The sequence below is a fragment of the Methylibium sp. genome (genome assembly GCF_035762065.1).
In the GTDB taxonomy this organism is placed as follows: Bacteria; Pseudomonadota; Gammaproteobacteria; order Burkholderiales; family Burkholderiaceae_C; genus Methylibium.
The window spans coordinates 233,606-249,796 of the sequence record NZ_DASTPW010000050.1 but is presented as its reverse complement, the minus strand read 5'-3'; the positions used below and the strand labels follow the sequence as shown (position 1 = coordinate 249,796).

General features: G+C 72.8%; 13 protein-coding genes. All 13 read right to left on the bottom strand.

Going from position 1 to position 16,191, the window contains the following annotated elements; genetic code table 11:
• The coding region (gene ftsA, locus VFR90_RS15855; protein WP_326407117.1) for a cell division protein FtsA at positions 1-1,006 on the bottom strand (1,006 nt) is incomplete at its 3' end.
• A gap of 14 nt (positions 1,007-1,020) precedes the next feature.
• A complete protein-coding gene (locus VFR90_RS15850) occupies positions 1,021-1,872 on the bottom strand; it encodes a cell division protein FtsQ/DivIB (protein ID WP_326407116.1) in 852 nt (283 codons plus the stop codon).
• Between the two features lie 5 nt (positions 1,873-1,877).
• Positions 1,878-2,882 carry a D-alanine--D-alanine ligase gene (locus VFR90_RS15845; protein WP_326407115.1) on the bottom strand — a complete coding sequence of 335 codons (1,005 nt, stop codon included), beginning with the start codon at positions 2,880-2,882 and terminating at the stop codon, positions 1,878-1,880.
• On the bottom strand, positions 2,879-4,291 hold the full coding sequence (gene murC / locus VFR90_RS15840) for a UDP-N-acetylmuramate--L-alanine ligase (RefSeq protein ID WP_326407114.1): 1,413 nt from the start codon (positions 4,289-4,291) through the stop codon (positions 2,879-2,881). The genes VFR90_RS15845 and murC overlap by 4 nt, the downstream gene beginning before the upstream one ends.
• Positions 4,292-4,391: 100 nt before the next feature.
• The gene (gene murG, locus VFR90_RS15835; RefSeq protein WP_326407113.1) at positions 4,392-5,486 is read right to left on the bottom strand and encodes an undecaprenyldiphospho-muramoylpentapeptide beta-N-acetylglucosaminyltransferase; all 1,095 of its coding nucleotides are present in this window, start codon (positions 5,484-5,486) and stop codon (positions 4,392-4,394) included.
• Positions 5,487-5,586: 100 nt separating this feature from the next.
• Positions 5,587-6,840: a putative lipid II flippase FtsW gene (gene ftsW, locus VFR90_RS15830; protein ID WP_414676546.1), complete on the bottom strand. Its 1,254-nt coding sequence runs from the start codon at positions 6,838-6,840 to the stop codon at positions 5,587-5,589.
• Positions 6,841-6,907: 67 nt separating this feature from the next.
• Entirely contained in the window at positions 6,908-8,815 is a 1,908-nt protein-coding gene (gene murD, locus VFR90_RS15825; protein ID WP_326407112.1) for a UDP-N-acetylmuramoyl-L-alanine--D-glutamate ligase, read from the bottom strand.
• Complete coding sequence (mraY, locus tag VFR90_RS15820) at positions 8,815-9,996, bottom strand: phospho-N-acetylmuramoyl-pentapeptide-transferase (protein ID WP_326407111.1); 1,182 nt, start codon at positions 9,994-9,996, stop codon at positions 8,815-8,817. Before mraY ends, murD begins: the two co-directional genes overlap by 1 nt.
• On the bottom strand, positions 9,990-11,411 hold the full coding sequence (locus tag VFR90_RS15815; protein WP_326407110.1) for a UDP-N-acetylmuramoyl-tripeptide--D-alanyl-D-alanine ligase: 1,422 nt from the start codon (positions 11,409-11,411) through the stop codon (positions 9,990-9,992). The genes mraY and VFR90_RS15815 overlap by 7 nt, the downstream gene beginning before the upstream one ends.
• Entirely contained in the window at positions 11,408-13,015 is a 1,608-nt protein-coding gene (locus VFR90_RS15810; RefSeq protein WP_326407109.1) for a Mur ligase family protein, read from the bottom strand. Before VFR90_RS15810 ends, VFR90_RS15815 begins: the two co-directional genes overlap by 4 nt.
• Positions 13,015-14,856, bottom strand: a complete 1,842-nt coding sequence (locus VFR90_RS15805; RefSeq protein ID WP_326407108.1) for a peptidoglycan D,D-transpeptidase FtsI family protein — start codon at positions 14,854-14,856, stop codon at positions 13,015-13,017. The genes VFR90_RS15810 and VFR90_RS15805 overlap by 1 nt, the downstream gene beginning before the upstream one ends.
• A complete protein-coding gene (gene ftsL / locus VFR90_RS15800; RefSeq protein ID WP_326407107.1) occupies positions 14,853-15,158 on the bottom strand; it encodes a cell division protein FtsL in 306 nt (101 codons plus the stop codon). The genes VFR90_RS15805 and ftsL overlap by 4 nt, the downstream gene beginning before the upstream one ends.
• Positions 15,155-16,189 (bottom strand): 16S rRNA (cytosine(1402)-N(4))-methyltransferase RsmH, encoded by a 1,035-nt coding sequence (rsmH, locus tag VFR90_RS15795; RefSeq protein WP_326407106.1) that lies wholly within the window; start codon positions 16,187-16,189, stop codon positions 15,155-15,157. The genes ftsL and rsmH overlap by 4 nt, the downstream gene beginning before the upstream one ends.
• Positions 16,190-16,191: the final 2 nt, after the last annotated feature.

Here is a 16,191-nt window from a genome sequence, read left to right as displayed (position 1 = left end):
CCATCCCGGGCATGACCGCGCTGCCGCCGGTGATGACGATGCCGGAGGACAGCACCTCCTCGAAGCCCGATTCGCGCACCACCTGCTGCACCAGCGCGAAGATCTCCTCCACCCGCGGCTCGATCACGCCCGCGAGGGCCTGCTTGGACAGCATGCGCGGGCCCCGGTCGCCCAGGCCCGGCACCTCCACCTGCTGCTCGGGGTCGGCCAGCAGCTGCTTGGCGTAGCCGCTCTCGACCTTGATGTCCTCGGCGTCCTTGGTGGGCGTGCGCAGCGCCATCGCGATGTCGCTGGTGATCAGGTCGCCGGCGATCGGGATCACGGCCGTGTGGCGCACGCTGCCGTCGGTGTAGATCGACACGTCGGTGGTGCCGGCGCCGATGTCGACCAGCGCGACGCCGAGGTCCTTCTCGTCCTCGGTCAGCACCGCGTGGCTCGAGGCGCTCGGGTTCAGCACGAGCTGGTCGACCTCGAGCCCGCAGCGCCGCACGCACTTCACGATGTTCTCGGCCGCGCTCTGCGCGCCGGTCACGATATGGACCTTGACCTCGAGCCGCCCGCCGCTCATGCCCACGGGCTCCTTCACCTCGTGCCCGTCGATCACGAACTCCTGGGCCTCGACCAGCAGCATGCGCTGGTCGTTCGGGATGTTGATCGCCTTGGCGGTGTCGATCACGCGGGCCACGTCGACCGGGCCGACCTCCTTGTCGCGCACGATCACCATGCCGGTGCTGTTCTGCCCGCGGATGTGGCTGCCGGTGATGCCGGTGTAGACACGGGTGATCTTGCAGTCGGCCATCTGCTCGGCCTCCTTCAAGGCCTGCTGGATCGACTGCACGGTCGCGTCGATGTTGACGACGACGCCGCGCTTCAGCCCGTGCGTCGGCGCGGTGCCGATGCCGGCGATGCGCAAGGCGCCGTCGGGCAGCAGTTCGGCCACGACCACCATCACCTTCGCGGTGCCGATGTCGAGGCCGACCACCATGTCCTTGTAATCCTTGGCCATCGTCGTTCTGTCCTTCAGGGCCGCGCCGTGGGCGGCTCGGCCGGGTGCACCGTGGTGATGCCGCGCAGCCGCAGCGCGTAGCCGTCGGCATGGCGCAGGTCGGCGGCGACGATCGGGCGCTCGTAGCGCGCGGCGAGCGCGCTCGCGGTCTCGACGAACACGCGCGTGCGCTCGGCCACCTGCGCCTCGTCGCCGCGGCCGAGCTCGAGCCGCGCGCCGCTCGCGAGCCGGGCGCTCCACGAGCCGCGCGCGCTCATCGCCAGCGTGTCGACGCGCGAACCGAGCCGCTGCAGCTCGGGCGCAAGGCGGCGCAGCATGCCGAGCGCGGCGGCGGCGCTGCCGTCGGGGCCGCGCAGCACCGGCAGCGCATCGTCCTCGACGTCGCCGGGGTTCACCTCGAACACCTCGCCCTGCACGTTCACCAGCCGCTCGTCGCCGCGCTGGGCCTCGTCGTCGCCCTGCCACCAGGCGGCGGCGACGTGCTCCTCGAAGCGCACCGCGAGCCGGTTCGGCCACACGCGCTGCACCGCCGCGCGCCGCACCCAGGGCACCGTCTCGAAGGCCCTGCGCGCCGAGGCGAGGTCGATGGTGAAGAAGTTGCCGGCCAGCTGCGGCATCGCGCTCGCGCGCACGACCGCGGCGCTGGCGTGCGCGACGTCGCCCTCGACACGGATCGCGCGCAGCGTGAACGCCGGCGAGTGCGTCGCCCAGGTCCACAGCGCCCAGGCCGACGCGAGCAGCGCGGCGAACACCAGCCAGGCCGAGGCGAGATTCATCAGCCGCACGTCGAGCGGCAGGTCCTCGGGCGCGAGGCGCGCGCTCGCACGCGGCTGGCGCGCGGGCCGGGTGCGGTCGAGCGTGGCCATCGTCGTCACGTGCCCCGGTCCGCGTCGAGCGCGGCCTGCGCGAGGATGCGCAGGCACAGCGCCTCGTAGCCGATGCCCGCGGCCTTCGCCGACATCGGCACCAGCGAGTGGCCGGTCATGCCCGGCGAGGTGTTCATTTCGAGCAGGAAGGGCTTGCGGTCGGAGGCGCGCAGCATCAGGTCGGCGCGGCCCCAGCCGCGGCAGCCGAGTGCCCGGTACGCGGCGAGCGTCAGGCGCTGCACCTCGGCCTCCTCCTCGGGCGCGAGGCCGCTCGGGCACAGGTAGCGCACCTCGTCGGTGAAGTACTTGTTCCGGTAGTCGTAGCCGGCTTCGGGCGCGACGATGCGGATCACCGGCAGCGCGATCGCGTCGTCGCCGCGGCCGAGCACCGGGCAGGTCAGCTCCGGGCCGTCGATGAACTCTTCGCAGAGCACCTCGCGGTCGTGCTGCGCGGCGAGCTCGACAGCGGCCTGCATGTCCGAATAGCCGACGACCTTGGTGACGCCGATCGACGAGCCCTCGTGCGGCGGCTTCACGATCAGCGGCAGGCCCAGCGCGTCGGGCACCGCGCGCGTCGACTCCCTGCCCCATTCGTGCGAGGCCAGCACGCGCGAGCGCGGCGTCGGCAGGCCGAGGGCTTCCCACAGCCGCTTGGTCATCACCTTGTCCATCGCGATCGCGGAGGCCATCACGCCGCTGCCGGTGTAGGGGATGCCGAGCAGCTCGAGCGCGCCCTGCACCGTGCCGTCCTCGCCGTGGCGGCCGTGCAGCGCGACGAAGCAGCGCTCGAAGCCCTGGCGCGCGAGCTCGTCGAGGCTCTGCTCCTTGGGATCGAAGGCATGCGCGTCGACGCCGGCACTGCGCAGCGCGGCGAAGACGCCGGTGCCCGACATCAGCGAGATCTCGCGCTCGGCCGAGCGGCCGCCCATCAACACGGCGACCTTGCCAAAGGCGGCCGGGTCGACCGGCGTTGCGGCGGCGAGCTCGCCGTGGAGCGCATCGAGCGTCATGCCGTCGATCCTCCGCACAGCTCGGCGACGTGCTGCGCGACGCCGCCGATCGTGCCGGCGCCCATCGCGATCACCACGTCGCCGTCGGCGACGGCATCGACGATCGCCTGCGGCATCGCCGCGATCTCGTCGACGAACACCGGCTCGACCTTGCCCGCGACGCGCAGTGCGCGCGCGAGGCTGCGGCCGTCGGCCGCGACGATCGGCGCCTCGCCCGCGGCATACACCTCGCCCAGCAGCACCGCGTCGGCGGTGCCCATCACCTTGACGAAATCCTCGAAGCAGTCGCGCGTGCGGGTGTAGCGGTGCGGCTGGAAGGCGATCACGAGGCGGCGCTGCGGAAACGCGCCGCGTGCAGCGGCGATCACCGCGGCCATCTCGACCGGGTGGTGGCCGTAGTCGTCGATCAGCGTGAAGCGGCTGCCGCCCGGTGCCGTCAGCTCGCCGTAGCGCTGGAAGCGGCGGCCGACGCCGGTGAATTCGGCGAGCGCCTTCTGCACCGGCGCGTCCGGCAGTTCGAGTTCGGCCGCGACGGCGATCACCGAAAGCGCGTTGAGCACGTTGTGCTCGCCGGGCAGGTTGAGCGTGACGGCCATGTCGGGCATCCGCACGCCGTTGCGCCGCTGCGCAGTGAAGCGCATCTGCCCGCCGGGCAGCGCCTGCACGTCGACCGCGCGCACCTGCGCGTCGGGCACGAAGCCGTAGGTGACGACGGGGCGCGAGACCATCGGGACGATCGAGCGCACGCCGGGGTCGTCGCCGCAGACGATGGCCGCGCCGTAGAACGGCATGCGGTGCAGGAACTCGACGAACGCGGCCTTGAGCTTCGCGTAGTCGTGCCCGTAGGTGTCCATGTGATCGGCGTCGATGTTGGTGACGACGCTGAGCACCGGGTTGAGGTTGAGGAACGAGGCATCGGATTCGTCGGCCTCGACCACGATGTACTCGCCGACGCCGAGCCGCGAATGCGCGCCGGCGCTGATGAGCCGCCCGCCGATCACGAAGGTCGGGTCGAGCCCGGCCTCGGCGAGCACGCTGGCGACGAGGGAGGTCGTGGTCGTCTTGCCGTGCGTGCCCGCGATCGCGATGCCCTGCTTCAGCCGCATCAGCTCGGCCAGCATCACCGCGCGCGGCACGATCGGCACGCGCTTGCCGCGCGCGGCGATCACCTCGGGGTTGTCGCCGCGCACCGCGGTCGAGGTGACGACCGCCTCGGCGCCGGCGATGTGCGCGGCCTCGTGGCCGATCGCGACGCGGATGCCGAGCGAGGCGAGCCGGCGCGTCGTCGGGCTGTCCTGCTGGTCCGAGCCCGACACGGTGTAGCCGAGGTTGTGCAGGATCTCGGCGATGCCGCTCATGCCGGCGCCGCCGATGCCCACGAAGTGGATGTGCTTCACCGCGTGCTTCATGGGCCCACCCCCGTTGCGGCTTCGCCGCTCCCCCTCGAGGGGACGCCATTGGCGGACCGGCAAAGCCGGATCCGCGGCGGCTGCTCGATGGGCGACGCGCTCACGCCACCAACCTTTCGATCTCGTCGGCCACGCGCGCGGCTGCGCGTGGACGCGACAGCGCCCGCGCCTTCTCCGCCATCGCCAGCAGCTCGACGCGATCCAGCGCTCGCAGCCGATCGGCGACCGCCTGCGGCGTCAGCTCGCCCTGCGGCAGGTGGATCGCCGCGCCGTGCTGCGCGAGCAGCTGGGCGTTGTCGCGCTGGTGCGAGGTGGTGCTCACCACCAGCGGCACGAGGATGCTCGCAACGCCCGCGGCGCACAGCTCGCTGACCGTCACCGCGCCGGCGCGGCAGATCACCAGGTCGGCATGCGCGAGGCGGCTCGGCATGTCGTCGATGAAGGGCAGCACCTCGATGCCGCGGCCTTCGGGGTCGAGGCCGAGCGTGGCATAGGTGGCCTTGACGGCATCGCGCTGCGTCGCGCCGGTCTGGTGGATCACGAGCGGCCGCTCGCGCGCCTCGAGCAGCGCGAGCGCGGCGGGCAGCGTCTCGTTGAGCACCTTCGCGCCGAGGCTGCCGCCGACGACGAGCACGCGCAGCGGCCCTTCGCGCCCGGCATAGCGCTCGGCCGGCGCGGGCAGCGCCTCGATCTCGGCGCGCACCGGGTTGCCGGTGACGATGCCCCGCTTCGTCGTCGCGGCTGCGGCGCCGTCGAAGCCGAAGGCGATGCGGTCGGCCACCGGCTTCAACGCGCGGTTGCTGAGCAGCAGCGCCGCATCGGCGTTCATCAGCACCAGCGGCTTGCCGAGCGCCGAGGCCATCAGCCCGCCGGGAAAGCACACGTAGCCGCCGGTGCCGAACACCGCGGTCGCGGCCCGGTGCTTCAGAAGCTTCAGGCACTGGCCGAAGGCGCCGAGCAGCCGGAAGCCGCCGGTCATCGCATGCATGAAGCCCTTGCCGCGCAGGCCGGTGAAGGCGATGGTGTCGAGCGGGATGCCCGACTCGGGCGTCACCAGCTTGTGCTCCATGCCGCCGGGCGTGCCGAGCCAGCTGACCGTCCAGCCGCGGTGCTGCATCTCCCGCGCGACCGCGAGGCCCGGCAGGATGTGGCCACCGGTGCCGGCGGCCATCACGACGAGGTGGCGACCCGTCATGCGCGGCCTCCGCGCAGGGGCTGGCGGTTTTGGCTACGGTCCGCGCGCTGCGCGTGCTTCACGTCGCTGCGCGACATGAGCCCGCCCTGAAACAGGCAGCTCATGCGCGGCCTCCCCGCATGAGCTGCCTGTTTTCCAGATCCACCCGCAGCACGATCGCCAGCGCCACGCAGTTCATCAGCACCGCCGAGCCGCCGTAGCTCATCAGCGGCAGCGTCAGCCCCTTGGTCGGCAGCACGCCGAGGTTCACGCCCATGTTGATGAAGGCCTGCGCGCCGATCCACAGGCCGATGCCCTGCGCGAACAGCCCGGCGAACACGCGCTCCAGCGCGATCGCCTGGCGGCCGATCTCGAAGCTGCGGCGCGCAAGCCAGAAGAACGCGACGATCACCGCGAGCACCGCGACGAAACCCAGCTCCTCGCCGATCACCGCGAGCAGGAAGTCGGTGTGCGCCTCGGGCAGGTAGTGCAGCTTCTCGACCGACGAGCCCAGCCCCTGGCCGAACCATTCGCCGCGGCCGAAGGCGATCAGCGAGTGGCTCAGCTGGTACGCCTTGCCCAGCGTGTGCTTCTCGTCCCAGGGATCGAGGTAGGCAAAGATGCGCTCGCGCCGCCATTCGCTCAGCGAAATCATCAGCACGAAGGCGCCGACCAGCAGCACGGTGATCAGGCTGAACATGCGGCCGTTGACGCCGCCCAGGAACAGGATGCCCATCGCGATCGTCGCGATCACGAGGAAGGCGCCCATGTCGGGCTCGGCCAGCAGCAGCATGCCGATGACGACCACCGCCGCGCCCATCGGCAGCACCGCGCGCCAGAAGTTCTCCTTGATGTCCATCTTGCGGACCATGTAGTTGGCCGCGTAGAGCGCGATCGCCAGCTTCGCGAGCTCGCTCGGCTGGAAATTCAGGACGCCCAGCGGGATCCAGCGCCGCGCGCCGTTGACGCCCTTGCCGATGCCCGGGATCAGCACCAGCGCCAGCAGCAGCAGCGAGGCGATGAACAGCCACGGTGCCGCGCGCTCCCAGCGCTGCATCGGCACCTGCAGCGTGAACACCGCCGCGACCAGCGCGATCGCGATCGCCGCGGCCTGCCGCACGAGGAAGTGCGTCGGCTGGTAGCGGCCGAAGCGCGGGTTGTCGGGCAGCGCGATCGATGCCGAATAGACCATCACCAGGCCCAGCGCGAGCAGCGCGGCGACGACGAGCACCAGCTGCTGGTCGAAGCTGCTCAGGCGCGGCGACGGGGGCGCGGACGCGCCGATCCAGTCGCGCACCGGCAGCGGCTCGCTGCGGCGCAGCCGCTCGGCAAGCTGCGGCCACCAGGCGCGCGGGTCGAGCGCGGCGAGGCTCACCGAAGCGTCCTTCGCGCTGCGCGCGAGCCGCCCGGGTGGGCGTTCGCTTGCGGGAGATCCGTGCCGCTCATGCGGCTTCCCCCCGTTCGAGCGCGAGCGCGCGCACCGTGTCGCAGAAGACCTGGGCGCGATGCGCGTAGCCGCGGAACATGTCGAAGCTCGCGCAGGCGGGGCTGAGCAGCACCGCGTCGCCGGCGCGCGCCTGCGCGAAGCACCACTGCACCGCGGCTTCGAGCGAGGGCTGCGCGACGACCTCGACGCCGGCGGTCGTCGCGGCCGACTCGATCGCCGCGGCGATCGCCGCCCGGTCGCGGCCGATCAGCGCGACGCCTCGGGTCCAGCGCGCGATCGGCGCGGCGATCGGCGCGAAGTCCTGGCCCTTGCCGTCGCCGCCGAGGATCAGCCACAGCCGCTTCTCGCCCGCTTCGGCGCCCCGCTCGGCGCCGAGGCCGTCGAGTGCCGCGACCGTCGCGCCGACGTTCGTGCCCTTGCTGTCGTCGAAGGCCTCGACGCCGCCGACGCTCGCGACGAACTCGACGCGATGCGGCTCGCCGCGGTATTCGCGCAGGCCGTGCAGCATCGGCGCAAGCGGCCGGCCGATGGCGGTGGCCAGCGCCAGCGCGGCCAGCGCGTTGCTCGTGTTGTGGCGGCCGCGGATGCGCAGTGCGTCGGCGGGCATCAGGCGCTGCAGTGCCGGCGGCTCCTGCGCTTCGGCGGCGGATTCGCCACGGCGGCGCTTCGGCGTGATCTCGGCCTCCATCGCGCGCACCAGCCAGGCCATGCCGTTCTCGACGACGAGGCCGAAGTCGCCGGCGCGGCGCGGCGCGTCGAGGCCGAAGCCGATCACCCGGCGCGCAGCCAGCGCCGGCGGCTTCGCCTTCGGCTGGCCGCGCACGGCTGCGGCAGGCGCGGGCGGCTGCGGCACGAGCGCGGCGGCTTCGGGATCGTCGCGGTTGACGACCGCGATCGTGCGGGTGCGGTCGGCCGGCCCGTGGATGCGCGCCTTCGCTTGCGCATAGGACGCCATCGAGCCGTGCCAGTCGAGGTGGTCCTGGCTCAGGTTCAGCACGACCGCGGCGCTCGGCTCGAAGCGCTCGACGCCGTCGAGCTGGAAGCTGGAGAGTTCGAGCACCCAGGCTTCGGGAAGGTGCTCGAAGCTCGGCGGCGCAGGCGGCGGCGGGATCAGGCGCAGCGGCGCCGCGTCGTCGGCCGGCGACTCGATGGCGGCTTCGTCGAAGGTGGCGGGTCCCGGCTCGCGCGGGCCTTCTGCGCGCGGCTCGTCGCCCGGCGCGCCGAGCTCGGGCGCGGCGGCCTCGTCCGCCCGTGCGCGAGGCGCTTCGCTCGCGGCGGACAGGCCGCTTCGCGGCGGCGCTTCGGCACCGGCCTGGTCGTGCCCGGTCGCGTCGACCGGCACCGGCGAGCTGGCGCTCTCGCGCTGCGCGATCAGGGCCTCGCGCAGCGTGTCGAGCATCGTCGGCCCGACGTTGCCGGCCACCGCGACGCGCAGCCCGCTGCGCTCGACGAGCTGGCCGCACATCACCGTGGTCGTCGTCTTGCCGTTGGTGCCGGTGATCGCGATCACCTTCGGCGCATAGCCGATCGCCGCCTGCAACTCGGCCAGCGCCTCGGCGAACAGGTCGAGCTCGTTGTGCACCGCGATGCCCAGCTCGCCGGCGCGCGCGAGCAGCCCAGCGAGCGCGGCGTCGCGCGGCGACAGGCCGGGGCTCTTGAGCACGCGCAGCACCGCGGGCTCGGCGTCGAGCAGCGACGCATCGAAGCCGCGGTGCAGCACCGACGCGGGCAGCTCGCGCGCGAGCGCCTCGGCCTGCGGCGGCTGCTCGCGGGTGTCGGCCACGCTGACGCGCGCGCCGCGCTCCGCGCACCAGCGCGCCATCGCGAGGCCCGAGTCGCCCGCGCCCAGCACCAGCACGTGCAGGTGCCGCCAGGAGGCTGCGAAGTCGGCGAGGCTGTTCATCACCGCAGCTTCAGCGTGGAGAGGCCGACGAGGCACAGCAGCATCGTGATGATCCAGAAGCGCACCACCACCTGCGTTTCCTTCCACCCGGTCTTCTCGAAGTGGTGGTGCAGCGGCGCCATCAGCAGCACGCGCTGGCCGATGCCGGTGCGCTTCTTGGTCCACTTGAACCAGCTCACCTGCACCATCACCGACAGCGCTTCGAGCACGAAGATGCCGCCCATGATCGCGAGCACGATCTCCTGGCGCACGATCACCGCGATCGTGCCCAGCGCGCCGCCGAGTGCCAGCGCGCCGACGTCGCCCATGAACACCTGCGCCGGATAGGCGTTGAACCAGAGGAAGGCGAGCCCGGCGCCGGCCATCGCGGCGCAGAAGATCATCAGCTCGCCCGCGCCGGGGATGTGCGGCAGGAACAGGTAGTTCGAGAACACCGAGCTGCCGGTGACGTAGGCGAAGATGCCCAGGGCCGAGCCGACCATCACCACCGGCATGATCGCGAGGCCGTCGAGCCCGTCGGTCAGGTTGACCGCGTTGCTGCTGCCCACGATCACCAGGTAGGTCAGGATCAGGAAGCCGAAGACGCCGAGCGGGTAGCTCACCGTCTTGAAGAAGGGCACGAGCAGGTCGGCGCGCGGCGGCAGGTCGTTCGAGAAGCCGCTCTGCACCCAGCGCACGAAGAGCTCGAGCACGCGCAGGTTCGAGGTTTCGCTGACGCTGAACGCAAGGTAGAGCGCGGCCAGCAGGCCGATCACCGACTGCCAGAAGTACTTCTCGAGCGAGCGCATGCCCTCGGGGTTCTTGTCGACGACCTTGCGCCAGTCGTCCACCCAGCCGATCGCGCCGAAGCCGAAGGTCACGATCATCACGATCCAGACGAAGCGGTTGCTCCAGTCGAACCACAGCAGCGTGCTGATCGCGATCGACAGCAGGATCAGCGCACCGCCCATCGTCGGCGTGCCCTGCTTGGCGATGTGCGCCTCGACGCCGTAGCCGCGGATCGGCTGGCCGATCTTCAGCTCGGCGAGCTTGCGGATCACGACCGGCCCGAGCGCCAGGCCGATCAGCAACGCGGTCATCGCGGCCATCACCGCGCGGAAGGTCAGGTACTGGAACACGCGCAGGAAGCCCAGCTCCTGCGGGTTCAGCGACTGCAGCCACTGGGCCAGCGCGATCAGCATGCGGCCCCCGGAGTCTTCGCTGCGGCGCCGCGCGCCTGCAAGGCCGCGACCGCCTTTTCCATCGCCATGAACCGGGATCCTTTCACCAGCACCGCGCGCGCTTCGGGCAGGCGGGCGTCGGGCTCGTCGTTCAGCGCCTCGACCAGCGCGGCGGTCGAGGCGAAATGCCGGGCCGCGCCGCCGTAGGCTTGCGCGGCCGTCAGGCTCGCGGCGCCCGCGGCCCACAGCGTCTCGATGCCGGCCGAGCGCGCATGCGCGCCGATCTCGGCGTGGAAGGCCGCACCCTGCTCGCCGACCTCCCCCATGTCGCCGATCAGCAGCCAGCGCGGCGCAGGCAGCGCGCCCAGCACGTCGATCGCGGCGCGCATCGAATCGGGGTTGGCGTTGTAGCTGTCGTCGATCAGCGTCGCGTCGGCGCCCTTCCAGCGCAGCGGCCGGGCTTGCGAGCGGCCCTTGACCGGCTCGAAGGCGGCGAGGCCGCGCAGCGCCGCGTCGAGCGGGCAGCCGGCGACCAGCGCGCAGGCGAGCGCCGCCAGCGCGTTCTTCGCGTTGTGCACGCCGGCCACGCGCAGCGTCGCGCGTGCGGCGCCGGCGGGCGTGCGCAGATCGAGCTGCCATGCATCGCCCTGCCAGGCGGCGCTCGCGTTGACCGTCGCGCGCTCGTCGTCGAGCGCGAAGCTCCAGGCCGCGCGCGCGCCGGCCAGTGCGCGCCACAGCGCGGTGTGCTCGTCGTCGTGCGGGAAGACGGCCACGCCCTGGGGCCCGAGCGCCTCGATCGCCGCGCCGTTCTCGCGCGCGACCGCCTCGATGCCCGCCATGAACTCCTGGTGCTCGCGCTGCGCGTTGTTCACCAGCGCGACGGTCGGCGCGGCGAGGCGCGCGAGCTGCGCGATCTCGCCCGGGTGGTTCATGCCGAGCTCGACGACCGCCGAGCGGTGCGCCGCGCGCAGCCGCAGCAGCGTCAGCGGCACGCCGATGTCGTTGTTGAAGTTGCCGGCGGTCGCGAGCGCCGCGTCGCCGAGCCAGACGCGCAGCATGCTCGCGACCATCTGCGTGACCGTCGTCTTGCCGTTGCTGCCGGTGATCGCGACGAGCGGCAGCGCGGTGAAGCGCGCACGCCATGCGGCGGCCAGCTCGCCGAGCGCGCGGCGGCTGTCGGCGACTTCGAGGCCCGCGAGCCCGGCCGCCGCAAGCCCGCGCTCCGCGAGTGCGGCAACGGCGCCGGCCGCACGCGCCTGCGCGAGGAAGTCGTGCGCGTCGAAGCGCTCGCCGCGCAGCGCGACGAACAGGTCGCCCGGCTGCAGCGTGCGGGTGTCGCTGTGCACGCGCGCGATCGGCGTCGAAGGCTCGCCGACGCATCGCGCGTTCGGCAGCAGCGCGCCCAAGTCGCCGAGCGTGGCCATCGCGCCGCTCATGCGTGGGCCTCCAGTGCCGTGCGCGCCTCGGCCACGTCGTCGAAGGGATGCCTGACGCCGTCGAGCTCCTGGTAGTCCTCGTGGCCCTTGCCTGCGATCAGCACGACGTCGCCCGCGCCGGCCTCGCGCAGCGCGGCGGCGATCGCCGCGCGCCGGTCCTCGATGACCTGCGCGCGCGCCGGCTCGGCCAGCCCGGCGACGATCTGATCGAGGATCGCGCGCGGCTTTTCGCGCCGCGGGTTGTCGCTGGTGAGCACGACCGCATCGGCCAGCCGCTCGGCGGCCGCGCCCATCAGCGGCCGCTTGCTCGCGTCGCGATCGCCGCCGCAGCCGAAGACGCAGACCAGCCGGCCACCCCGCGCCGCGGCCAGCGGGCGCAGCGCGCCGAGCGCCTTCTCGAGGGCGTCGGGCGTGTGGGCGTAATCGACGACGACCTCGGGCAGGCCGATGCCGTCGCGAACCCGAGCGGCGGGCCGCCCCGAGCCGGGTTCGCCCCTGCCTGGAGCGGCGGTCGCCGCATCCGGCGATCGGGACGTCGTGATCTCCACCCGCTGCATCCGCCCCGGCACCGGCGTGAGCCGCGGCAGCACCGCGCAGGCCTCGGCCAGCGGCACGCCCATCGCACGCAGCGCGCCGATCACGCCGAGCAGGTTCGCGGCGTTGTAGTCGCCGATCAGCGCGGTCCTCACTGGCGCCGCGTGCTCGCCCTCGTGCACGGTGAACGCGAGGCCGCCGTCCCGGTAGCCCAGCGCGCTTGCATGCAGGCGCGCATCGCGACGCTGCAGCGAGGTGGTCCACCGGTCGAGCGGTGCCGCTTGCAGCTCCTCCGCGAGCGCCGCGCCCTGCACGTCGTCGAGGTTGATCACCGCGGCCCGCAGCCCAGGCCAGCCGAACAACGTGCGCTTGGCCTGCCAGTAGGCGGCCATCGTGCCGTGGTGGTCGAGGTGGTCGCGGGTGAAATTGGTGAACACCGCGACCTCGATGCGCGTGCCCGCGAGCCGGTGCTCGACGAGGCCGATCGACGAGGCCTCGATCGCGCAGGCCGCGAGCCCGGCGTCGCGCATGCGGGCGAAGCCCTGTTGCAGCACGACCGGGTCGGGCGTCGTCAGCCCGGTGGATTCGATCGAGCCCGGTCGCTGCGTCCCGTGCGGCTCACCCTGCGCCGCTGCAAGCGGCGGCTCACCGATCCCGAGCGTGCCGACCACGCCGCAGCGCCGGCCGCAAAGGCTGAGCGCCTGCGCGATCCACCACGCGCTCGAGGTCTTGCCGTTGGTGCCGGTGACGGCGGCGACGCGCAGCGTCTGGCTCGGCCGGCCGAAGAAGGCATCGGCGATCGAGCCGGTCGCCGCCTTCAGGCCGGGCAGCGCGCCGATGCGCGCGTCGTCGAAGCCGAAGGCCTCGACGCCCTCGGCTTCGACGAGGCAAGTCGCGGCGCCCGAGCGCAACGCGCCTTCGACGAAGCGCCGCCCGTCGGCGGTGTAGCCGGGCCAGGCGATGAAGGCATCGCCGGCCCGCACGCGGCGGCTGTCGGTGACGAGCGCGCCGCGCGTCCATTCGCGCAGCCAGCGGGCGGCCGCGTCGGGCGAGCGCAAGCGGGTCAGCATCAGAAGCTCTCCTCGACGGCTTCGTCCGCGCCGGTGACGATCTGCGGCTTCACGTCCAGATCGTTCGGCACGCGCATCGCCTGCAGGCTCTTCTGCACCACGTCGGCGAACACCGGCGCGGCGACATCGCCGCCGAAGTACTTGCCGGCATTCGGCTCGTCGACCATCACCGCGACGACGATGCGCGGGTCGTCGATCGGCGCGAGGCCGACGAACCACGAGCGGTACTTCTTGTCGGCGTAACCCTTGCCTTCCTGCTTGTGGGCGGTGCCCGACTTGCCGCCGACCGAGTAGCCGATGGTCTGGGCTTTCGGCGCGGTACCGCCGGGGCCGGCGGCCATCTTCAGCATGTGGCGGATCTCGCGGGCGGTGGCCGGCGAGAACACGCGCTGCGCCACGGGCGGCGGCGCGTCGGCGGCGCGCTTGAGCATCGTCGCGGGGATCAGCTCGCCGTCGCGCGCGAACACGGTGTAGGCGCGCGCGAGCTGGTAGAGGCTGGCCGACAGGCCGTAGCCGTAGCTCATCGTCGCCTGCTCGATCGGCTTCCAGGTCTTGTGGGGCCGCAGCCGGCCGGTGACGACGCCGGGGAAATCGAGCTGCGGCTTCTGGCCGAGGCCGATCGCGGTGTAGGTCTCCCACATTTCGCGCGGCGGGAACTGCATCGCCATCTTGACGACGCCGACGTTGCTCGACTTCTGGATCACCTGCTCGACGGTGAGGTCGCCGTGCGGGTGCGCGTCGGTCGGCGACCAGCCGCCGATGACGATGCTGCGCGGCGCGGTGTGGATCACCGTCTGCGGCCTGACGCGGCCGGCTTCGAGCGCCATCGCCGCGACGAAGGGCTTCATCGTCGAGCCGGGCTCGAAGGTGTCGGTCAGCGCGCGGTTGCGCAGCTGGGCGCCGCTCAGGCGGCGGCGATCGGCCGGCGAGTAGGTCGGCACGTTCGCGAGCGCGAGCACCTCGCCGCTGCGCACGTCGAGCACCACCACGCTGCCGGCCTTGGCCTTGTGCTCGCGCACCGCCTCGGCGATGCGGCGGTAGGCGTGGTACTGGATCTTGGTGTCGAGCGCGAGCTGCACGTCGCGCCCGTCGACCGCGGGCACGCGCTCGCCGATGTCCTCGACGACGCGGCCGAGCCGGTCCTTGATCACCCGGCGCTGGCCGTCGCGGCCGGCCAGCGCGTCCTGGAACGCGCGCTCGATGCCTTCCTGGCCCTGCTCGGCCGCATCGGTGAAGCCGACCACGTGGGCCGTCGCCTCGCCGGCCGGGTAGACGCGCTTGAACTCCGGCAGCTGATGGATGCCCTTGAGGTTGAGCGCGCGCACCTGCAGCGCCACGCTGTCGTCGACCTGCCGGCGCAGGTAGACGAAGTTCGGGTTGTCGGCGAGGCGGCGCTCGAGGTCGGCGACCGTCATGTCGAGCAGCTTCGCGAGCTGCTTCTTGTCGGCCGCGCTCGCCTGCACGTCGCGCGGCAGCGCCCAGATCGTCGCGGCCTCGACGCTGCCGGCGAGCAGCTCGTTGTTGCGGTCGACGATGCGGCCGCGGTTGGACTGCAGCTCGAGCGAGCGCGCGTAGCGCGTCTCGCCCTGCTTCTGGAAGAAATCGGTGCCGATCACCTGCACGTAGACCGCGCGGCCGCCGAGCAGCAGGAAGCCCGCGCCGAGCGCGGCGACGAGGAACTTCGAGCGCCACGGCGGCGTCTTCGACGCGAGCAGCGGGCTGGTCGCGTAGCGCTGGCGGCGCACCGCGTTCGCGCCGCTGAGGTGGCGGCGCGCCGGCGTCGCGCCGCGGCGTGCTGCCGCAGCCGAGCGCTCGCGCAGGCGATCGAGCCAGGCCTTCATCGCGCAGCCCCCGCGGCCGCGCTCGCCGGCCCCGCAGGCTCCGGCATCGCCATGTACTCGGTGACCGCGGCGGTAGCGGGGCGCATGCCGAGCCGGTCGCGCGCGACGCGCTCGACGCGCAGCGGCGTCGATTGCGCGCGTGCTTCGAGCTGCAGGCGTTCACGCTCGCCTTCGAGCTGCACCGCGCGGGTCTGCTCGCGGTCGAGCTCCGCGAACAGCCGGCGCGATTCGTAGGACACCTGCACGAGGAAGAGCGCGCTCAGCACGAGCGCGGCGAACAGCGCGAGGTCGAGACGGCTCATCCGGGCCGCCTGCGATGGTCGGCGAGCGCATCCGCGATCGGCGCCGGCGCCCCGGCCGCGCGCTCGCCGCCGGAGGTGCGTTCGGCCACGCGCATCACCGCCGAACGGGCGCGCGGATTCGCGGCGATCTCGGCCTCGCCGGGCTTGACGCGGGCGATCGCGCGCAGCGAAAGGCTGGTCTGCGCGTCGGAGCTGCGCCGCCCCCAGTAGGCAGGCGAGCGGCGATCGACGAGCTCCTTGCTGTGCCTCGCAATGAAGCTCTTGACGATGCGGTCCTCGAGCGAATGGAAGCTGATCACCACCAGCCGCCCGCCCGGCGCGAGGCAGGCGAGCGCCGCGTCGAGCGCCTGCTCGATCTGCGCGAGCTCGGCATTCACCGCGATGCGCAGCGCCTGGAAGGTGCGCGTGGCCGGGTCCTGGCCGCCTTCGCGCGTCGGCACGCAGCGCGCGACGAGCGCGGCGAGGTCGGCGGTGCTGCGCACCGGCGTGCCGGCTTCGCGGCGCTCGACGAGCCGGCGGGCGATCGTGCGCGCGAAACGCTCCTCGCCGTAGTCGCGGATCACGGTGACGAGTTCGCCCTCGTCGGCACGCGCGATGAAGTCGGCCGCGCTTTCGCCGCGGGTCGGGTCCATGCGCATGTCGAGCGGGCCGTCGGCGCGGAAGCTGAAGCCGCGTCGCGGGTCGTCGATCTGCGGCGAGCTGATGCCCAGGTCGAGCAGCAGGCCGTCGACGCGGCGCACGCCGTGCGCGGCGAGCACGCCGGGCAGCTCGGCGAAGGCCGCGTGCTCGATGGTGAAGCGGGCATCGTCGATGCGGCGTGCGCCTTCGGTGGCGTCGGCCAGCGCCTGCGGATCGCGATCGATCGCGATCAGCCGGCCGGCGGGCGACAGCCGCACCAGCACCGCGCGCGCGTGGCCGCCACGGCCGTAGGTGCCATCGACGTAGACGCCGTCGGCGCGCGTCACCAGCGCCTCGGTCGCCTCGTGCAACAACACCGTGGTGTGCTGCAGGGGCTGCGGATCGGCCTGCATGC